We start from the raw sequence: 17,424 nt of genomic DNA on the forward strand, positions 1-17,424 counted from the left end.
CGAACAATGATTCAAATTAACAACGCCCTTCAACCGGCTGACTTTTCCACCCGACTTAACCAGTTCTGGGATTTATCCGCCCAAAAAATCAACCAGATCGACGCCCAATACGATGCCGCCAAAGGCTCACCGGTTTTTACGGCGCAGGGCCAGTACACCACCCGCGGCTGGACCGAATGGACTCAGGGCTTTCAATATGGCTCAGCCATCCTGCAATTCGACGCCACCGGCGATTCGACGTTTCTCGAAATGGGCCGGGAAAAAACGCTGCACGCGATGGCTCCTCACATCAGCCACATTGGCGTTCACGACCACGGTTTCAACAACGTCAGTACCTACGGTAATTTGCTGCGACTCATGCGCGAAGGCAAAGTGGCGTTTGATGAGTGGGAGAAGAATTTCTACGAACTCGCTCTCAAAATTTCGGGAGCCGTGCAGGCCAGCCGCTGGACGTCCGTTAAGACCGGCGGCTTTATTCATTCGTTCAATGGGCCGCATTCGCTCTTTGTGGATACGATCCGTTCGTGCCGGGCGGTGGTACTGAGCCACAGCCTCGGTCACGTTTTTCAGGGCGAAGGTGATCTGAAAATCAACCTGCTGGATCGAGCGTTGCAGCATATGAAAGCCACCGCCGACTACTCGGTTTTTTACGGCGAAGGGCGCGACATCTACGACATCTGGGGCCGGACGGCGCACGAAAGCGTTTTCAATACCAAAGACGGCAATTTCCGTTGTCCCAACTCGCAGCAGGGCTACACCGGTTTCACGACCTGGACGCGCGGACTGGCCTGGGCGATGTGCGGTTTTGCCGAACAACTGGAGTACCTGACCGTTCTGGATGACGTGGATTTGCAACCGTATGGCGGGCGCGAAGCGGTGGAAGCGTTTATGCTGAAAGCCGGAAAAGCCACCTGCGATTTCTACATTGAACACACACCGATCGACGGCATTCCGTATTGGGACACCGGCGCTCCGGGTCTGGCGCACATGGGCAATTACCTCGACCGACCTGCCGATCCGTACAATGATTTCGAGCCGGTTGACAGTTCGGCGGCCGCCATTGGCGCGCAGGGACTGCTTCGACTGGGTAACTATCTGAACGAAAAAGGCGAAACCGAAACCGGTCAGAAATACTGGCAAGCGGGATTAACGGTGTTAGATTCCCTGTTTAAAGAACCGTATCTGAGCACCGACCCCAACCACCAGGGATTGATTCTGCATTCGATCTATCACCGGCCGAACGGCTGGGATTATGTGCCGGAAGGCAGCAAAATTCCCTACGGTGAATCGAGCATGTGGGGCGATTACCACGCCCGCGAAGTGGCGCTGTATCTCCAGCGGACGCTGAACAACGAAACGTATTACACCTTCTTCGGAGCGCTGTCATGATCGAAAACCCGCAATCCGAAGCGCCGGAACCGTCGTTCCGGGACTTTTCCAAATTGTGCGTTCATACGATTACGACCAAACCCTGGTCGGTGGAGGAAGCCGCTGAGCATTTTGCCCGGAGCGGTATTGGCGGCATTACGGTCTGGCGCGATGCGCTCACCAATCGCAACATCCACCAAACCGGTCAGTTGCTGCGCGATCATAACCTGAGTATTGTGTCCCTGTGTCGGGGTGGTTTTTTTCCGCATCTGGAAGCTGCCGGACGACAGGCCGCGATTGACGATAACCGACGGGCCATCGATGAAGCTGCCGAGCTCGGAGCGCCCCACGTGGTGCTGGTTTGCGGAGCCGCCCCGGGGCAACCGCTGGTCGAATCGCGCAAACAAATCCGCGATGGCATTGCCGAATTACTGCCGCACGCCGAAGCCAGTGGCGTCCGGCTAGCCATTGAACCTTTACATCCGATGTACGCCGATAACCGCTCGGCTGTCAATACGTTAGGTCAGGCGAATGACATGGCGGAGGAACTGAATTCGCCGTTTGTGGGCATTGCTGTCGATGTCTACCATTTGTGGTGGGATCCCGATCTGGAAAAGGAAATCGCGCGCTGCGGTAAAAATGGTCATTTGTATGCTTTTCACATTTGTGACTGGAAAACGCCAACGCTCGATCTGCTCAACGACCGCGGACTGATGGGCGAAGGCTGCATCAACGTCCGCCAGATTCGGAGCTGGGTTGAAGCCGCCGGTTTTAGCGGTTTTAACGAAGTCGAAATTTTTTCGAATCGCTATTGGGCTGAAGATCAGGCGGAGTTTCTGGAAAAAATCAAACACGGTTATTTATACCATTCGTAAAACAACCCTTTAATCATCCGGCCATTTTTAACCATCAAAACCATCTAACCATTCAGTATAGTGAAAGAACACAAAATCGGTATCATCATGAACGGCGTAACCGGCCGGATGGGTACCAATCAACACCTGCTGCGTTCCATTGCTGCCATTATCAAACAGGGGGGCGTGCGGGTCGGAGCCGACGAAGTGATCATGCCGGATCCGATTCTGGTGGGCCGCGATGTCAATAAACTGGAAAAACTGTGTCAGCTTTCGGGCGTTCAGAAAATGACGACCAACGTCGACGAAGCCCTCGCTGATCCCCATAACATCATTTATTTCGACGCCCAGACGACGGGTCGCCGGGCCGAAGGTGTCCGGAAAGCCGTTGCCGCCGGCAAACACGTGTACTGCGAAAAACCGACGGCTGTGAGTACGGAAGTCGCACTGGAACTGTACGAACTTTGCAAAGCGGCCGGTTTGAAAAACGGCGTTGTACAGGATAAACTCTGGCTACCCGGTTTGCTGAAACTGAAACGCCTGATTCAGAACGATTTCTTTGGTAAAATTCTGTCGGTCCGGGGTGAATTTGGCTATTGGGTGTTTGAAGGGCATTCCATTCCGGCACAGCGGCCCTCGTGGAATTACCGCAAGGAAGACGACGGCGGAATTATCGTGGACATGCTATGCCACTGGCGGTATGTGCTTGACAATGTGTTTGGTAAAGTAAAATCCGTATCTTGTCTGGGCGCGACGCACATTCCCGAACGCATCGACGAGCAGGGAAAACCGTACGTTGCAACCGCCGATGATGCGGCCTACGCGACCTTCGAATTGGAAGGTGGAGTCGTGGCTCAGTTCAACTCGTCGTGGACCACGCGCGTTCGGCGGGACGACCTGCTGACGTTGCACGTGGACGGCACGAAAGGCTCGGCAGTGGCGGGTTTGCGGGAGTGTTACATTCAGCACTACGGCAACACGCCCAAACCGGTCTGGAACCCCGACATCGAGCAGCCGATCAAGTTTTTTGAAGGCTGGGCAAAAGTGCCGGAGCAGGAATTGGCCGAGAACGCGTTCAAGGTTCAGTGGGAATTGTTTTTGAAGCATGTCGTGAAGGATGAGCCGTTTCCGTGGGATTTGCGGGAAGGTGCCAAAGGTGTTCAACTGGCCGAATTAGGAATTGAAAGCTGGGAAAAACGCTGCTGGGTCGATGTTCCTGAATTGTAAAAAATGAGAAAAGTAGCGTTTATAACCGGCGGTAGTCGGGGAATTGGATACGGAATTGCGGAACACCTGGCCAAGGCCGGTTTTGATCTGGCCATCAACGGCGTGCGTCCGAAGGAAGCCGTCGAAGATGCATTGGCCGGTTTGCGGGAAGGGGGCGCTGACGTGATCTATTGCCAGGGCGATATTGCCTCGCGCGACGATCGTGCCCGAATGATGGAGCAAATCAAGGCCCATTTTGGTCGGTTGAACGTATTAGTAAATAACGCGGGGGTCGCGCCGAAAGAAAGACGTGATATTCTGGAAGCCACGGAGGAAAGTTTTGAACACGTAGTGGGCACCAACTTGCAGGGCGCTTACTTTCTGACACAGGCAGCCGCGAACTGGATGGTTCAGCAAAAGACGGATTCGCCCGAGTTTACGGGCTCGATTATCAATGTGTCGTCCATTTCGGCCACGGTTATTTCGGTCAATCGGGGTGAATATTGCGTGGCAAAAGCCGGTTTGAGCATGGCAACGCAGTTGTTTGCCGCCCGGCTGGGTGAATTCGACATACCGGTGTTTGAAGTTCGTCCGGGTATCATCCGCACCGATATGACGTCGGGGGTGATCGGAAAATACGATAAACTGATCGAGGAAGGGCTGACCGTCCAGAAACGCTGGGGTTTTCCCGACGATGTGGGCCGGGCGGTTGCCGCGCTCGCGCGGGGCGATTTTCCATATTCAACCGGACAAGTCATCATGGTCGACGGCGGCTTGACATTGCCTAGATTGTAAAAAAGAGTTGTTTCGCAGAGTTAAGCGGGGAAAAAAGGAGTTAAGCAGAGGTTTTTTCTCTCTTACTCTGCTTAACTCCCTTATTCTCCGCTCAACTCCGCGAAATAACTCTTTAATCTTCCTAAACCCCCTAAAAATGCAAAACGATTCCCGAAGGACCTTCCTCAAAACCGCAGCCACCGGTTCGCTCGCCGTGCTGGGCTTGCCCACCATCATTCCCGCCCACGCTTTTGGTGCCAACGACCGCATCCGGGTCGCCGTCATCGGGGTCAACGGTCGCGGAAAAGACCACATTTCCGGCTTCTCCAAACTACCGAACGTGGAAGTGGTGACTTTATGCGATGTCGACAACGTCGTTTCCGCCCAGCGGGCCGCCGATTTCGAGAAAACCTATTCCCGCAAAGTGAAAACCGAGCAGGATTTGCGGAAAGTGTACGAAGACAAAAACGTCGATGCCGTCAGCATAGCAACGCCGAACCACTGGCACGCACTCGCGGCCATCTGGGCGTGTCAGGCCGGGAAAGATGTGTACGTCGAAAAGCCGGGCACGCACAACCTGCGCGAAGGCCGGAAGCTGATCGAAGCGGCTTCGAAATACAATCGGATTGTGCAGCACGGCGTCCAGTTACGCAGCTCAACCGCCATTCAGGAAGCCATCAAACACCTGCGCGACGGTGTGATTGGGAAAGTGTATATGGCGCGGGGGCTGGTCTATAAATGGCGCCCCGACATTGGCAATCAGGGCAATAGTGCGGTTCCGGCCGGTTTAAACTGGGATCTGTGGCAGGGCCCCGCCAAAGCGCGTGAATTCAGCAAAAATTATGTCCACTACAACTGGCACTGGTTCTGGGATTACGGCAACGGTGATATTGGCAATCAGGGCATCCACGAAACGGACCTGGCCATGTGGGGGCTGGACGTCGGTTTACCGGAAGAAATTACTTCGACGGGTGGCAAATACCTCTGGAAAGACTGCAAGGAAACGCCGGAAGTGCTGACCTCGACCTACAATTACCCGAAAGAAGGCAAGGTAATTCAGTTCGAGGTGCGTCCGTGGATGACCAACAAAGAAGATGGCGTGGAAGTGGGCAACCTCTTTTACGGTGACAAAGGCTACATGGTTATCAATGGTTACAACGACTACAAAACGTTCCTGGGCAAAGAACGCACGCCGGGACCAGCGGGCCACGCCGGGGGCGATCACTACCTGAACTTCATCGAGGGCGTTCGTTCGCGGGACAAATCAAAGCTGAACGGGCCGGTCGAAACCGCTCATCTGGCAGCGGGTCTGGCCCACGTCGGCAACATCGCCTACCGCCTGGGACGTACGCTGAAATTTGATCCGAAAAAAGAAGAATTCATCGGCGACGCAGAAGCTAATGCGCACCTGAGCCGCCAATACCGAGCGCCCTACGCGCTGCCGAAGCAAGTATAGTTACGGTTTTCAGTTTACGGTTTTCGGTTTTCGGTGGCTGACGCAGGAAGTACAATGCGTCAGCCACCGAAAACCGAAAACCGTAAACTGAAAACCGTAAACCTTAAACTGTAAAATAATGTTCGAGCAACCGAAAACCGAGAAAAGCCTGAGTAGCCAGTTACTTCAATTGCCGGTCGTTGTAGCCGCATTGGGGTATTTAGTGGACATGTACGATTTGTTTTTATTCAGTGTCGTTCGCGTGCCAAGCCTGAAAGCCCTGGGCGTCGATGGTGACCAGCTCTTGCCCGAAGGAATTGCCCTGCTAAACTGGCAAATGGCCGGAATGCTCATCGGCGGTATTTTCTGGGGCGTTCTGGGCGACAAACGGGGGCGACTTTCCGTCCTTTTCGGTTCTATTTTGATTTATTCTTTAGCCAACATCGGCAACGGGTTTGTAACCAGTTTGGACCAGTATGCCGCCCTGCGGTTTGTGGCCGGATTGGGTCTGGCGGGCGAATTGGGGGCTGGAGTAACGCTGGTGACCGAAGTGCTCCCGAAGCAAATCCGGGGTTACGGCACCACGATTGTCGCCACAATGGGCGTGTTGGGGGCTATCATGGCCTATTTTGTGGCCGATATCTTTGCCTGGCGCATCTCGTATTTTGTCGGGGGCGGTTTGGGCTTGGTGCTGCTGGTCATGCGCGTCAATATTTTCGAATCGAAGATTTTTGAAACGGTAAAAGAGCGGCAGGTGAAACGGGGCGATCTGATGATGTTGTTTAGTAACCGGGAACGGCTGGTCAAATACCTCCAGTGTATCCTGGTCGGTTTGCCGATCTGGTTTGTCGTCGGTATTCTGATTACGTTTTCGCCCGAATTTGCGCAGGCAATTGGCGTTTCGGAGCCGGTTGTGGCCGGAAAAGCCGTGATGCTGACCTTTGCCGGTCAGGTTTTTGGGGATATTGGCAGCGGTTTACTGAGTCAGTATTTCCAGAGTCGGAAAAAAGTAATCGGCGGTTTTATTGTCGTTTCGCTGGGCATCGTATTGGTTTATCTGCTGGTTCCGATCAAAGATCTCAATGTTTTTTACGTGATCTGTATGCTGCTCGGAGCTTTCAACGGCTACTGGGCCTTGTTCGTGACAATTGCTGCGGAACTATTCGGGACTAACCTGCGGGCGACAGTGGCCACCACCGTTCCGAATTTTGTCCGGGGAGCGGTTATTCCGCTGACATCTCTCTTTGTTTACGGAAAAGGGCACGTAGGAACCTTGAACAGCGCCCTCATCGTTGGCGTACTGACGATCACCGTATCCCTGATCTCCCTGTATTTCCTGGAAGAGACGTTCAAAAAAGACCTGAATTACCTGGAAACGGATTAAGCACTTACCGGATTCAGCAGGGGTAAGGTTACGGTGAAAAAACCGCCCTGATCGGAAACGATGGGTTCCGGTTCGCCCAGCAGGCGGTATTTGGCGTTGATGTTTGACAGGCCAACTTTGTTTGACAACACCCGTATGTTTTTGGCCTGCAGGTTGTTACGAACCTGTAGCCAACCGTCGGGCGTCATACCGATCTGGATATGGAGCGGTTTATTCGCCTGAACGCGGTTGTGCTTAACGGCGTTTTCAACCAGCAATTGCAAGGTTAACGGCGGTAATTGCCGCGGGTAATCATGCTCCGAAACCGCAATGTCGAGCGAAACGCCAGCCTGGTAGCGCATCTTCAGCAAGTGATAATACGATTTGATAAAATCAACTTCCTTTTCAAGGGTCGTCAGGTTGTTTTCGTTGGTTTGCAGCAAATACCGGTACACCCGCGCCATTTCGTCTACGTATTTTTCGGCCAGGCGGGGTTCCTCGCTGATCAATGAAGAAAGCGCGTTCAGGCTGTTGAACAGAAAATGCGGATTGATCTGATTCTTCAGCACATCCAGTTGATTCAGAAGAACTTCGCGTTTGTAAACTTCGGCCTGTATGCTGTTTTCATTCCATTTGGTGATGGTATAGTAGCACTCGTAAAATCCAATAAAGAGCAGAATGGAACAGGCCGCCAGCCAGAAGTTCGTGGAGGGCATGTAATAAATTGCGCTGAATTCAAAAAACGGAATCGTTCGAAACGCGAGAAAGAGGCTGCTGGTGGTGAGCCCGATCGTTCCCGTAAACAGCAGTAATTCCAGTAAAATGCGGGTGAGCGTTTGCCGGATTTCGGGAAATCGCTTCATGATTATTCCGAGTAGATTCTGCTGAACCAGCAGTAATAGCGCGCACACCGCATAAGCCAGGGTGGTTGAGACTACTGCGATGCGCCAATCGGAAAAAAGCCGGGGGCCAAACCAATTGTAAACGCCGAGGGGAACTGTCCACGAAATGACGGTGAAATAAATCCAGATGCTTTGCGTCGAATACCCGGAAAAGGGTAGTTTGAAGAACTGCAGAAACCGCATTAGTTTAAAATGAGAAATCCTTCGTTCAGCCGATTCATGAACGGGAAGAATTGATCCGACTGTCTAATATCTGAAAAAATGTTGATGCTGTCAACTTCGTAACGGATTTATCGACCATACTGATCTGCCATTTCCTGTTCGTGTTTTTGGGTTCTGAAAATGGGAAGGTTTGAAGGAGGCCAGGATTGATTACCGCTTTTCATTCGAAAACGAATACGGAAAGTCGGCCGGTTTCGTGCCGCGTTGCTGGTTGGGCGTGGCTTTCATCGTAAAATCAATTACGGCACCCTTGCTCAGGGTCTGATGACTCAGCCAATTGGTGGCATGCGGTTTTCCGTTTAGTTTCACGGCATCGACATAGCGGTTTTTCTCGCTGTTGGTGGATGCATGGATCACCAGTTGTTTGCCGTTTTCCAGTTGCAGCGTTGCTTTTTTGAACAGCGGAGCACCCAGAACGTATTGATCGGTTCCGGGGCAAACCGGGTAAAAACCGAGGGCCGAGAAAACGTACCAGGCCGAAGTCTGGCCGTTGTCTTCATCGCCACAATAACCGTCGGGCGTGGGCAGGTAAAGTCGATTCATGGCTTCCCGGACCCAATACTGCGTTTTCCAGGGAGCTCCGGCGTAATTATACAGGTAAATCATGTGCTGGATCGGCTGGTTGCCATGGGCGTACTGACCCATGTCGGCGATCTGCATTTCCCGGATTTCGTGGATCACGCTGCCGTAATAACTTTCGTCGTAAACCGGTGGTAGCGTAAACACCGAATCCAGTTTGGCGACAAAGTTTTTCGGTCCGCCCATCAGGCCAATTAGTCCCTGGACGTCGTGGAAAACCGACCAGGTATAGTGCCAGCTGTTGCCTTCCGTAAACGCATCGCCCCATTTGAACGGATTGAACGGTTTTTGAAACGAGCCGTCCTTGTTTTTGCCCCGCATCAAACCGGTTGCCGGATCGAACAGATTGCGGTAATTCTGGCTGCGTTTGGCAAACCGGTCGATCTCGGCCTGCGGCCGTTTCAGGGCTTTTGCGAGTTGATAAATCGTGAAATCGGCGTAAGCGTATTCCAGCGTTCGGGCCGCATTTTCGTTGATGTTGACATCAGATGGAACATACCCTAACTCGTTGTAATACTGAACGCCCCGGCGACCAACGGCATCCATCGGCCCTTCGTTTTCGGAGTTTTTCAAAACCGCATCATACAACGCATTGATGTCATAGCCGCGCAATCCCTTCAGGTAGGCATCGGTGACAATCGACGCCGAATTGGAGCCAATCATCGTGTTTCGCAAACCCGGACTGGCCCATTCCGGCAACCAGCCACCTTCTTTGTAAGCGTTTGCCAACCCTTCCTGCATTTGAGCATTGAGCGACGGATACATCAGGTTCAGGAACGGGAACATCGACCGGAAGGTGTCCCAAAAACCGGTATCGGTAAACAGGTAACCCGGCAACGTTTTGCCGTTGTACGGGCTGTAATGAACCACTTTTTTACTGGCGTCGATTTCGTAGAATTTCCGGGGGAAAAGCAGTGAACGGTACAGGCAGGAATAAAACGTCCGGGTCTGATCGACGGAACCGCCTTCAATGTTGATTCGGCCCAGTTCCCGGTTCCAGGCGGTTTTGGCTTTCTGTTTGACGGTTTCAAATGCATCGGAACCGATTTCCCGGAGATTCAATTCGGCCTGTTCGGGACTGATGAACGACGAAGCCACGCGCATGTTGACCGATTCGCCCTTCGCGGTTTTGAAACCGATGACCGCACCTACGTGATCGGCCTGTAATTCAAGTAACTGATTATTCGATTGTTTTCCGTTGAAAACCGTGCGGTAAGTAAACGGTTTATCGAAAATCAGCACGAAATAATTTTTGAAATTAGCTGGCACCCCCCCGCTGTTTTTGGTCGTGTAGCCGATGATTTTGTTTTCGCCGGGAACGATTTTGATGAACGAACCTTTGTCCAGCGCATCGATGACCACCGAAGCACTGTCGGTTTTGGGAAAGGTAAACCGGAAGCGGGCCGCCCGTTCGGTCGGGGCGATTTCGGTTGTGACGTTATGATCGGCCAGATAAACCTTGTAGTAATATGGTTTGGCGATTTCGGATTTATGTGAAAACCAGCTTGCGCGTTCGTTCTCGTCGAAGCGGATTTTTCCGGTTACCGGCATGATCGCAAACTGGCCGTAGTCGTTCATCCAGGGCGAAGGCTGGTGGGTCTGCTTGAAGCCCCGGATTCGGTCGGCCGCGTACGTATAGGCCCAACCGTCGCCCATGCGTCCGGTTTGCGGCATCCAGAAATTCATACCCCAGGGCAGCGCAATGGCCGGGTAGGTATTGCCGTTGGAAAGGCTTGGTTTCGAGTCGGTTCCCATCAGCACATTGACAAATTCAACAGGATCGGTAACCTGATTGACGGTTTGGGCCGGAGCGGTTTTGAGGCCAACGAGTCCGAAAAAAAGCACAAGTAGAGAGGTGCGCATGAGGTACGGTTTTGCGGATAAATCGGGGATGGGTTGCAAAGGTAAAACAGGAAGAAACGCAACGAACATCGGCAGCCGGTTTTTCGAAAAATAGATCAAAAGGATTCAACAACCACCTTATTTTGCGGACGGTTTAGTAGGATCACCGTTGCTGTCAACAGTTCGCGACTGGGATGAAAAACGAATGGCAATGGCTCGCAAATCACTCGATTCCAGCATCAAACCGCCATCCTGCCAGGGAGCATTTACGTTATCATTGGGTGAGAAATAACCCTGGTTCATGTGCACATACCGAATTTCATTGAACCCGGTTTTTAACTTAAAATTGCTCTCGTTCGAAACGGGCTGCCAACGACTGCCCCAGACGTAGATCCGCGTTTGAGATTTGATCAGACTTTGCAGATCGGCGGTTGCCGTTTCCCGGTTCGTGTTGAAATTGGTATAGCCTATTTCCTTGAAAACGAATGCCTTAATGAGCTTATAAATCTCCCAATCGAAAAAGTTCAGTTGCCGGAAAACCATCATGAATTTGGTCAGAGCGGGGAGGGAAAGCCCTTCACTTACCTTGAAATCCGTATAGGAGCCGCCCGTACGGAGGTAATCCAGCGCACCGGAACGGCTGTTTTTCTCCAGTTTGTAAAAACCGGGTTTCTGGGAATAAAACTTTTGATACGCCGGAATTTTGCGAACCTCCTCATTGGTCGCCATCGCAATAACCGGTGCATCGGCCGATGGGGCGTATGCGGTGGTGTTTTCATTGCCGATCCGAACCTGATAATCTTCGTTATTGGCCGTAACGAGCAGGAAAAGCGTATTATTAACCATTCGGGTCTGTTTGACCACCCCGATCAACACCCCGTATTCGCCCGGAATGCTTCGGGTTAGTTGCTGGATTGAGTATTGCGTTGGTTGCTGAATCGGGCGATTCGCAGCAGTATCCGTCTGGGTGACGTTCAGAGTAGGTTGCTTGTCGGGCGTTGCAGTTGCCGGCGTATTCTCCGATGCCGATTTTGCGGGTGCCGGGTACGAATCGGTTTTGGTCGGCGTCGGGCGCTGAACGGGAGTACGGTTTTTCTTTCGGGCCGGGCTTTTTGACGTTGTTCTCCCGGAGGTTACCGGTTTGATCGTTGTCGTTGCTCTCCCGGGAGCGTTCGAAACCGAATTTGCCGGTACGGATTCCGGAATTACGGCTGCCCGGTCATAGGCACTGAAATACAGTTTAATCCGGGCTGCTTCAATCCGGGCGAGCGAATCGAGTTTCGATTTTGGCAGATAAAGACCGGGGAATCGAAGGCGGGTTGTATTGCTGGAAATGGGCGCATCGGGAAGAAATAAATGAATATGATCGAATCGAGCGGCTTGTCTTGCTTTAGCAATGGCACCCGGATCGGGTTGCGGAAGGTTGCCATACTTTCTCATGTTAGCACCGTAACTATCCAGTCGACCGATCTGCCGGATGGTCGAGTCGACCGAAAGATTTTGATTCAGCAGGTTCAGGTAGGCGATTAAAGCAGAATCTTTCGGAATAAAACCGGGGGCTGAAAACCAGGAAGTTGGTGCAACGATCCGGGGAACTTCGATCATTGGGCTGACCGCCTGAACCACCGCAACGAAATTCCGCCCCGGAATGGAATCCTGATAACGACCGTATGAATACCGCAACGCGTGGAGGTTGTAGAGGGCTTCAAACGTTAGCCGGTGGCGAAGGGAAGCCGTCAGGAAAGCCAGTTTTAATGTATACATTTCCTTCTCCGAAGACGGTGCAAAAGAAGCGGTACCATATGGTTCTGAAATGGGAAACGGATGGCCAATTAATTTGCTATTTTTCTGTATTTCATTGACATACACTGTATCCTGCAACCGTTGACTTGTGATCGAAACGGCCAGATTATTATAAATCGTTGCGCTATCGGTTTTCAGGGAATCGGTTTTGGAATAGAGCGATTGAATCAATCCGGCGTCTGGCAAGGGGTCGTTGGTTTGTAATGGCAGAATTCTGTAGATCCAAGAAAAGATAAAAACCGCAATGAACGTCATCCCCAATAGGTAGGCTACCCGTGTGCGACGGCTTTGAGCGACCACTTCCCGAACGACCCGTTTGTCGGTAATGAGTCCGGCTTGCTGGAACGGCGCCAGTTTCCATAAGCCTTCCCGACGACGGTTTTCGTCCGTCAGCATCACCTCGTACGTGTGCAATTCGCGCTCTTCCTCGGCCAGACTTCCGGGCGCCGTTTGAACCGATTCGAGCAATTCCAGCACGTCCCGGTGAATGGCAGCTTTTAGATCCGATGGAAAACCGGCAAACCCATTCAGCAACTCCTGCCGCAATTGGGACGGAATCCGGTTTTGCCGGAGCCAGGGCAAAGTGGTTATTTTCAGGAGGTTGGTTGTCGTTACCAGGCTGTCGGTCTGGTAATGCTGTTCAATTGCTTTTCCGATCGCCAGCGTCATTTCCCAGGTGGGCGTGGGGTACACCGCTGTGGCATGGGCCCATTGTTTCAGAATGGTTTTTTCCTGCTCCGTCGGATTTTCGTTCGCAAACGGCTGATCCAGAAACCGGTCGATGTCGGCCACCGATAATTGGTCCGCCGACTTGTTGAAGAATCCCCGGTTCCCGGCTTCATCGTTATCAACCTGAAACCGTCGGCGTAATTCCGTAAACGTCGGCGGTTCGTCGGCCTGAAAAAACTCCCGCAGCAACAGCTGGCCGTCGGGCGTGGCCGGAAGCACGATAAAAAACCGGGCCAGAATGGCTTCGATATACGTCCAGTTTTCGGGATAAACCGGCGTCAGAATCGCCCGCTTTTCCCAGTCGCACAACAAATTGGAAACCCAGGCAGTCACGGTTCCTTTGTCGTAATCGATTAGCCGGATTCCTTCCGAAAGCACCACCAGATACGCGTTGCGGTATTGACGGTACAGGTCAGTGATGGCAATTCCTTTCGGGTATTTCTCGCTCCAGCAGGTTCGTGGATCGGCGTTGAAAAACAGGGTTTCAAGCTCTACTTCGCTATCCATCAAGACATTACCCAAATAGGCGTATAGCCGGGCCTGCTGATGAAACGTCGAGCGATTGTCGATAAGCACCAGATAGCGGGGGCGGAGCTTGATTTGCTGGTAAAAGATGGACGGATAACCGCCCAGCCGGGCCGTCGCCCGAATGGTTCGCGAGATGTCCATCACCCGTCGTTGTCCTTCGTCGCGCTGGTTGAGTTGACGCGCCCAGACGTTCATCGATTCCGAGACCTTAATGGTTTTATCCTGATCCGGAAAAGTCAGAAAGTAGGGCGGTTTTTCGCTTGATTCGAGTATTCGTTTGGGGAATAAAAACCGGTAGGCCAGCAGGGCAATAATCCCGGTGCCCGTCAGCAAAATCAGCAGCAGGAGACCCCAGTTCAAGGTGTAAGTGCTTTGTAAATAGGGAGGTGCATTGATCAGCGGAAAAGCCGGTAGCGCCGGTCGATTGTCCCGGTAGATATTCGTGATTTGAATGGTTTGGTTACACCCGGCATTCGTTACCGAAATCGTTGCAAGGGTAGCCGCGTTTAATTCCACGAATCGATGAACCACCTCATTGGCATTGGTCTGGGTTAATCGTGTTCCATCGTTAAAACTCCAGTCGTATGTGTAGCCGAGTTGTACTCCCGGACTTTGATTCGAAAATGTAACTGTATTTCCCTCAATGGATTTGACACGTACCTTAAGGACGCAATTGGGATTAATGGCAGTGGTAACTGAACCCGGTGAAGCTGGCGGAATAACCTTTTCAGTTTCTTTTTTTTTCTTTTGATGATTGTAATAATACAGGCTGAAAATCAATACAATAAAGGCAAATAGCGATCCGGCAAACCACGTTAAAAGGTGATCCGGTTTCTCCGGAACTGTCGGCTGGCGATCAATCCGTTGATGATTAATTGATAAAGAAGATCGGGCAACCAGTTGCTCAAAAAACACTCCGAATTTTTCCTGCTCGCTGTCCGATCGGGCCACCACCGGTCCGAGCAGTTCTTTCAATTCCTGCAGCTGGCGCGCTTGCCGAATTTCATCCCCCGAGGTGACAAATCCGCTGGGGAAACACGCATCGGCGACGCGAAAACAGCGGTCGTAGACATCCGGCGTAACGGCAAAACCTTCCAGACGAAGTTGCTCGAGCAATTCGCCGAGGGGCAGCGGTCGGGAAAGCGTTTCGGGAGTCATGACTGCCTGAAGGGTCGGTTACAACGTTTTCAACAACGCAAGATCTTCGGCATGTTTGGCCAGAATGCTGTAACTGGCCCACTTTTTCGGTTCATCCACTTCGGCCGGACTCCGGTTGTTGAGAATGTCTTCCCGCAGGTAATAAATCCAGCTGATCAGTTCGGCCGTGGCCGGTTTTTTCTTCAGGTTCAGGTTTTTCACGTCCACAAAAAACGTGATGTATTTCATAATCGTTTCTTCAACAGCTTTCCGTTTTGCCTCATTCGCTTTTAACTCCTCGAGCTTGTTAAAGATTTGACTCAGCACGATTTTCTGCAGTTGATCTTCCTGCGGAAAGTCGATGTGGTAAAAAATGCAGCGCCGTAAAAAGGCATCCGGGAGGTTTTTCTCCGAATTACTGGTCAAAATCACAAAGATGTTTTTCGGGCCAACCTGGTATTCCGCGTTGCCATCCTCCCGAACCTGAAACGTAAACCGGTCGAGTTCATTGAGTAAGTCGTTCGTGAAATCGCGCGGAGCTTTGTCGACTTCGTCGATCAGCACCACTGAACTGCGGGGTTTCGAGCCGTCGACGCCCAGCATGGGCAGATACGGGCACTTGTCGAGCATCGCCTGGCTGCTCAGCACAATGGCCTGCCCCAGCGCCTGAAGGCGGATGTGCCGGGCCACCCCGGGCACCTGCGGTTTTTCAGAAACGGACAAAACCGCACCGGTTGCTGGCGAACCGGTTTCGCCTTCCGGTTTGATCGAGTCGAAATGGGTCGCGTGAAAATGCCCGAGGGCATCGTAGAGGTAAAATAGATCCGTCGACGTCGAAATGGTTTTGGTGTTGAAAACCAGCGGTTTATCCAGGTATTCGTCGGGGTACTCCGCACAAAGATCGGCGGCTAATTTTTCGGCCAGCCGGGTTTTTCCGGTTCCGGGTTCGCCGGTGAGCAACAGCGGTTGTTTGAGCAGAATTGCTACCCGAACGGCGTTATAAAGCCCGGAGTCGAGGATATAATCGGACGGATTTTTTTCCATCCGCGGGACATTCAGCTCGGTCTCCCGGTTGAATTGAAATTTATCGACAAGTGACATGCGGGCGGGCGTTTAGGGCGTATTAAGTCGTTCGATGAGCGTCAGCAGTTTATCTTCCAGATCCGGAACGTCGATCTTTTTCGGATTATCCGTTTGAAAAATGCCGTTAATCAGTTTTTCCTTATCCGTTTCCGGCGCATTCCGAAGGTATTTTCGAAACCATTCGTCGAGGTATTTTTTATGATCCGGTATGGCCAGTAATTCGTCATTCTGGTTCAAAATAATCAGCGGGCTATTGGCCGGATCGTCAGGCTTAAACAAACCGGAATTCTTGAACGGACGCAGAATTTTTCGGACGGAATTTCCCGGAATCATAAACGAATACCAGGCCTCTTTGGGCGTATAAATGATGTTCCAGAAAAACAGCAGATACGGTTTTCCACCTGCGTTCGACGCCGGATCCGACGGTTTAAACTCGTTCATAAACTGCTGAATGGAACGCACCACATTTTCCAGCAGATCGTCAGCGTTGATTTCAATGGCGACGAGCGTATACTGACTGTTTTTTACCTCCGAAATACTAATAAAATCCTCGTAGGAAAGATTGGTCGAATTGTCCTGTCCTTTGACAACGCGGTAGAGTTCCCGGCGGATTTTCGTGGCATTATCATACGCCCGGTTGAGTTTAACCAACATGTCATCGGCATCCCGACGGCGGTCGTTCGGGTCAAAGGGATAATTATAAATCCGGTCGGGATTCTTCGTGATTTTTTCATAAACCAGCTTGCGCGCCAATCCGAGCGGTGACTGGTAATCTTCCCCAACCATGAGGTAATGCTGCACCGGGCGGTACAGCACATCCAGACCGAGATTTAAATTAAAACTTGGATCGAACACATTTCGGTACTGATCGCGGTCACACAGAAAAGCCTTCTGACGATCAATCAGGGGGCGTTTTTCGGTATAATTTCGCTTTTCTACCAGGACCCATTTCAGTATCTCAGGATGGCTATAATACAGGCCCCAGGAACAGGGCGCATCGGGAACTTCCGTTGGAAAACCGCCCCGCAAAAAGACCGACGGTTTGCCTGACAAAACCGCTGAGGTAGAAACCGCTTCGTCGAACGATTCTTTCAGGGTTTTGAGGGGGCGGGTGAACGAAAAATAGAATTGTTTGGCAAATTCGCTGGCCTGTCCATCGGGAATCGAAGTCGAGGTTGCAATCACGGCTTCAACACCAACGGTGAGCAGGGCATCGACGTAGCCATACGTTGAACAACCGTTTAAAAAAACCAGTTTGGGCTTCTTTCCACTCAGCAGTTTCAATAAGCGATCCTGATTATAACTGCCATCGGTCAGCGTAAAATTTGTTTGACTCGCGTGACCGCAATAATGAAAAATCGTCAGGTTCTGGCTGATTTTAACGAAGGCATTATGGAGGATATTCGCGTCGGTTTCGGTCGAGGGAGTGGGATAGATGATTTCCTCTTTTAATTCCAGTTCCGTCAGCAATTCGTCGATGTACTTAATTTCATCCTTTATCTCCCTGAGATAAGGTCCATCGTCCAGGTTCGCTGGATTGGCACTCGCAAGAAAGACAACGGGTTTGCCCATATAACCTTCCGGATCGAACTGATTTTG

General features: G+C 51.7%; 11 protein-coding genes. 6 read left to right on the forward strand and 5 right to left on the reverse strand.

Annotated elements, in window-relative coordinates:
- Positions 1–6 precede the first annotated feature (6 nt).
- The 6 genes from EHT25_RS03670 to EHT25_RS03695 all read left to right on the forward strand — a co-directional run bounded on the left by EHT25_RS03670 (position 7) and on the right by EHT25_RS03695 (position 7,021).
- Positions 7–1,389, forward strand: a complete 1,383-nt coding sequence (locus tag EHT25_RS03670) for a glycoside hydrolase family 88 protein (protein ID WP_124870816.1) — start codon at positions 7–9, stop codon at positions 1,387–1,389.
- Positions 1,386–2,243: a sugar phosphate isomerase/epimerase family protein gene (locus EHT25_RS03675; protein ID WP_124870819.1), complete on the forward strand. Its 858-nt coding sequence runs from the start codon at positions 1,386–1,388 to the stop codon at positions 2,241–2,243. Before EHT25_RS03670 ends, EHT25_RS03675 begins: the two co-directional genes overlap by 4 nt.
- A gap of 60 nt (positions 2,244–2,303) precedes the next feature.
- The gene (locus EHT25_RS03680; protein ID WP_185731275.1) at positions 2,304–3,449 is read left to right on the forward strand and encodes a Gfo/Idh/MocA family protein; all 1,146 of its coding nucleotides are present in this window, start codon (positions 2,304–2,306) and stop codon (positions 3,447–3,449) included.
- A 3-nt stretch (positions 3,450–3,452) separates the two neighbouring features.
- On the forward strand, positions 3,453–4,223 hold the full coding sequence (locus EHT25_RS03685) for a 3-ketoacyl-ACP reductase (RefSeq protein WP_124870822.1): 771 nt from the start codon (positions 3,453–3,455) through the stop codon (positions 4,221–4,223).
- A gap of 136 nt (positions 4,224–4,359) precedes the next feature.
- Positions 4,360–5,658 carry a Gfo/Idh/MocA family oxidoreductase gene (locus tag EHT25_RS03690; RefSeq protein ID WP_124870825.1) on the forward strand — a complete coding sequence of 433 codons (1,299 nt, stop codon included), beginning with the start codon at positions 4,360–4,362 and terminating at the stop codon, positions 5,656–5,658.
- Positions 5,659–5,776: 118 nt separating this feature from the next.
- Positions 5,777–7,021 carry an MFS transporter gene (locus tag EHT25_RS03695; RefSeq protein WP_124870828.1) on the forward strand — a complete coding sequence of 415 codons (1,245 nt, stop codon included), beginning with the start codon at positions 5,777–5,779 and terminating at the stop codon, positions 7,019–7,021.
- On the opposite strand, the gene EHT25_RS03700 is transcribed toward EHT25_RS03695, so the two are convergent.
- From EHT25_RS03700 to EHT25_RS03720, 5 genes are all read right to left on the reverse strand, one after another.
- A complete protein-coding gene (locus EHT25_RS03700) occupies positions 7,018–8,085 on the reverse strand; it encodes a sensor histidine kinase (RefSeq protein WP_124870831.1) in 1,068 nt (355 codons plus the stop codon). The genes EHT25_RS03695 and EHT25_RS03700 overlap by 4 nt on opposite strands.
- Before the next feature lie 189 nt (positions 8,086–8,274).
- On the reverse strand, positions 8,275–10,566 hold the full coding sequence (locus tag EHT25_RS03705) for a GH92 family glycosyl hydrolase (protein WP_124870834.1): 2,292 nt from the start codon (positions 10,564–10,566) through the stop codon (positions 8,275–8,277).
- Between the two features lie 117 nt (positions 10,567–10,683).
- Positions 10,684–14,763 (reverse strand): DUF2278 family protein, encoded by a 4,080-nt coding sequence (locus EHT25_RS03710; protein ID WP_124870837.1) that lies wholly within the window; start codon positions 14,761–14,763, stop codon positions 10,684–10,686.
- An 18-nt stretch (positions 14,764–14,781) separates the two neighbouring features.
- Complete coding sequence (locus tag EHT25_RS03715) at positions 14,782–15,843, reverse strand: AAA family ATPase (protein WP_124870840.1); 1,062 nt, start codon at positions 15,841–15,843, stop codon at positions 14,782–14,784.
- A gap of 12 nt (positions 15,844–15,855) precedes the next feature.
- Positions 15,856–17,397, reverse strand: a complete 1,542-nt coding sequence (locus EHT25_RS03720) for a CHAT domain-containing protein (RefSeq protein ID WP_124870843.1) — start codon at positions 17,395–17,397, stop codon at positions 15,856–15,858.
- Positions 17,398–17,424: the final 27 nt, after the last annotated feature.

It is taken from the genome of Larkinella rosea, from assembly GCF_003858635.1.
Lineage (GTDB): Bacteria > Bacteroidota > Bacteroidia > Cytophagales > Spirosomataceae > Larkinella > Larkinella rosea.

Bases quoted from the DNA above. Each gene is read 5' to 3' on its own strand.
- EHT25_RS03670 (WP_124870816.1), top strand. From the start codon at position 7: ATGATTCAAATTAACAACGCCCTTCAACCGGCTGACTTTTCCACCCGA.
- EHT25_RS03675 (WP_124870819.1), top strand. From the start codon at position 1,386: ATGATCGAAAACCCGCAATCCGAAGCGCCGGAACCGTCGTTCCGGGAC.
- EHT25_RS03685 (WP_124870822.1), top strand. From the start codon at position 3,453: ATGAGAAAAGTAGCGTTTATAACCGGCGGTAGTCGGGGAATTGGATAC.
- EHT25_RS03690 (WP_124870825.1), top strand. From the start codon at position 4,360: ATGCAAAACGATTCCCGAAGGACCTTCCTCAAAACCGCAGCCACCGGT.
- EHT25_RS03695 (WP_124870828.1), top strand. From the start codon at position 5,777: ATGTTCGAGCAACCGAAAACCGAGAAAAGCCTGAGTAGCCAGTTACTT.
- EHT25_RS03700 (WP_124870831.1), bottom strand. From the start codon at position 8,085: ATGCGGTTTCTGCAGTTCTTCAAACTACCCTTTTCCGGGTATTCGACG.
- EHT25_RS03705 (WP_124870834.1), bottom strand. From the start codon at position 10,566: ATGCGCACCTCTCTACTTGTGCTTTTTTTCGGACTCGTTGGCCTCAAA.
- EHT25_RS03710 (WP_124870837.1), bottom strand. From the start codon at position 14,763: ATGACTCCCGAAACGCTTTCCCGACCGCTGCCCCTCGGCGAATTGCTC.
- EHT25_RS03715 (WP_124870840.1), bottom strand. From the start codon at position 15,843: ATGTCACTTGTCGATAAATTTCAATTCAACCGGGAGACCGAGCTGAAT.
- EHT25_RS03720 (WP_124870843.1), bottom strand. From the start codon at position 17,397: ATGGGCAAACCCGTTGTCTTTCTTGCGAGTGCCAATCCAGCGAACCTG.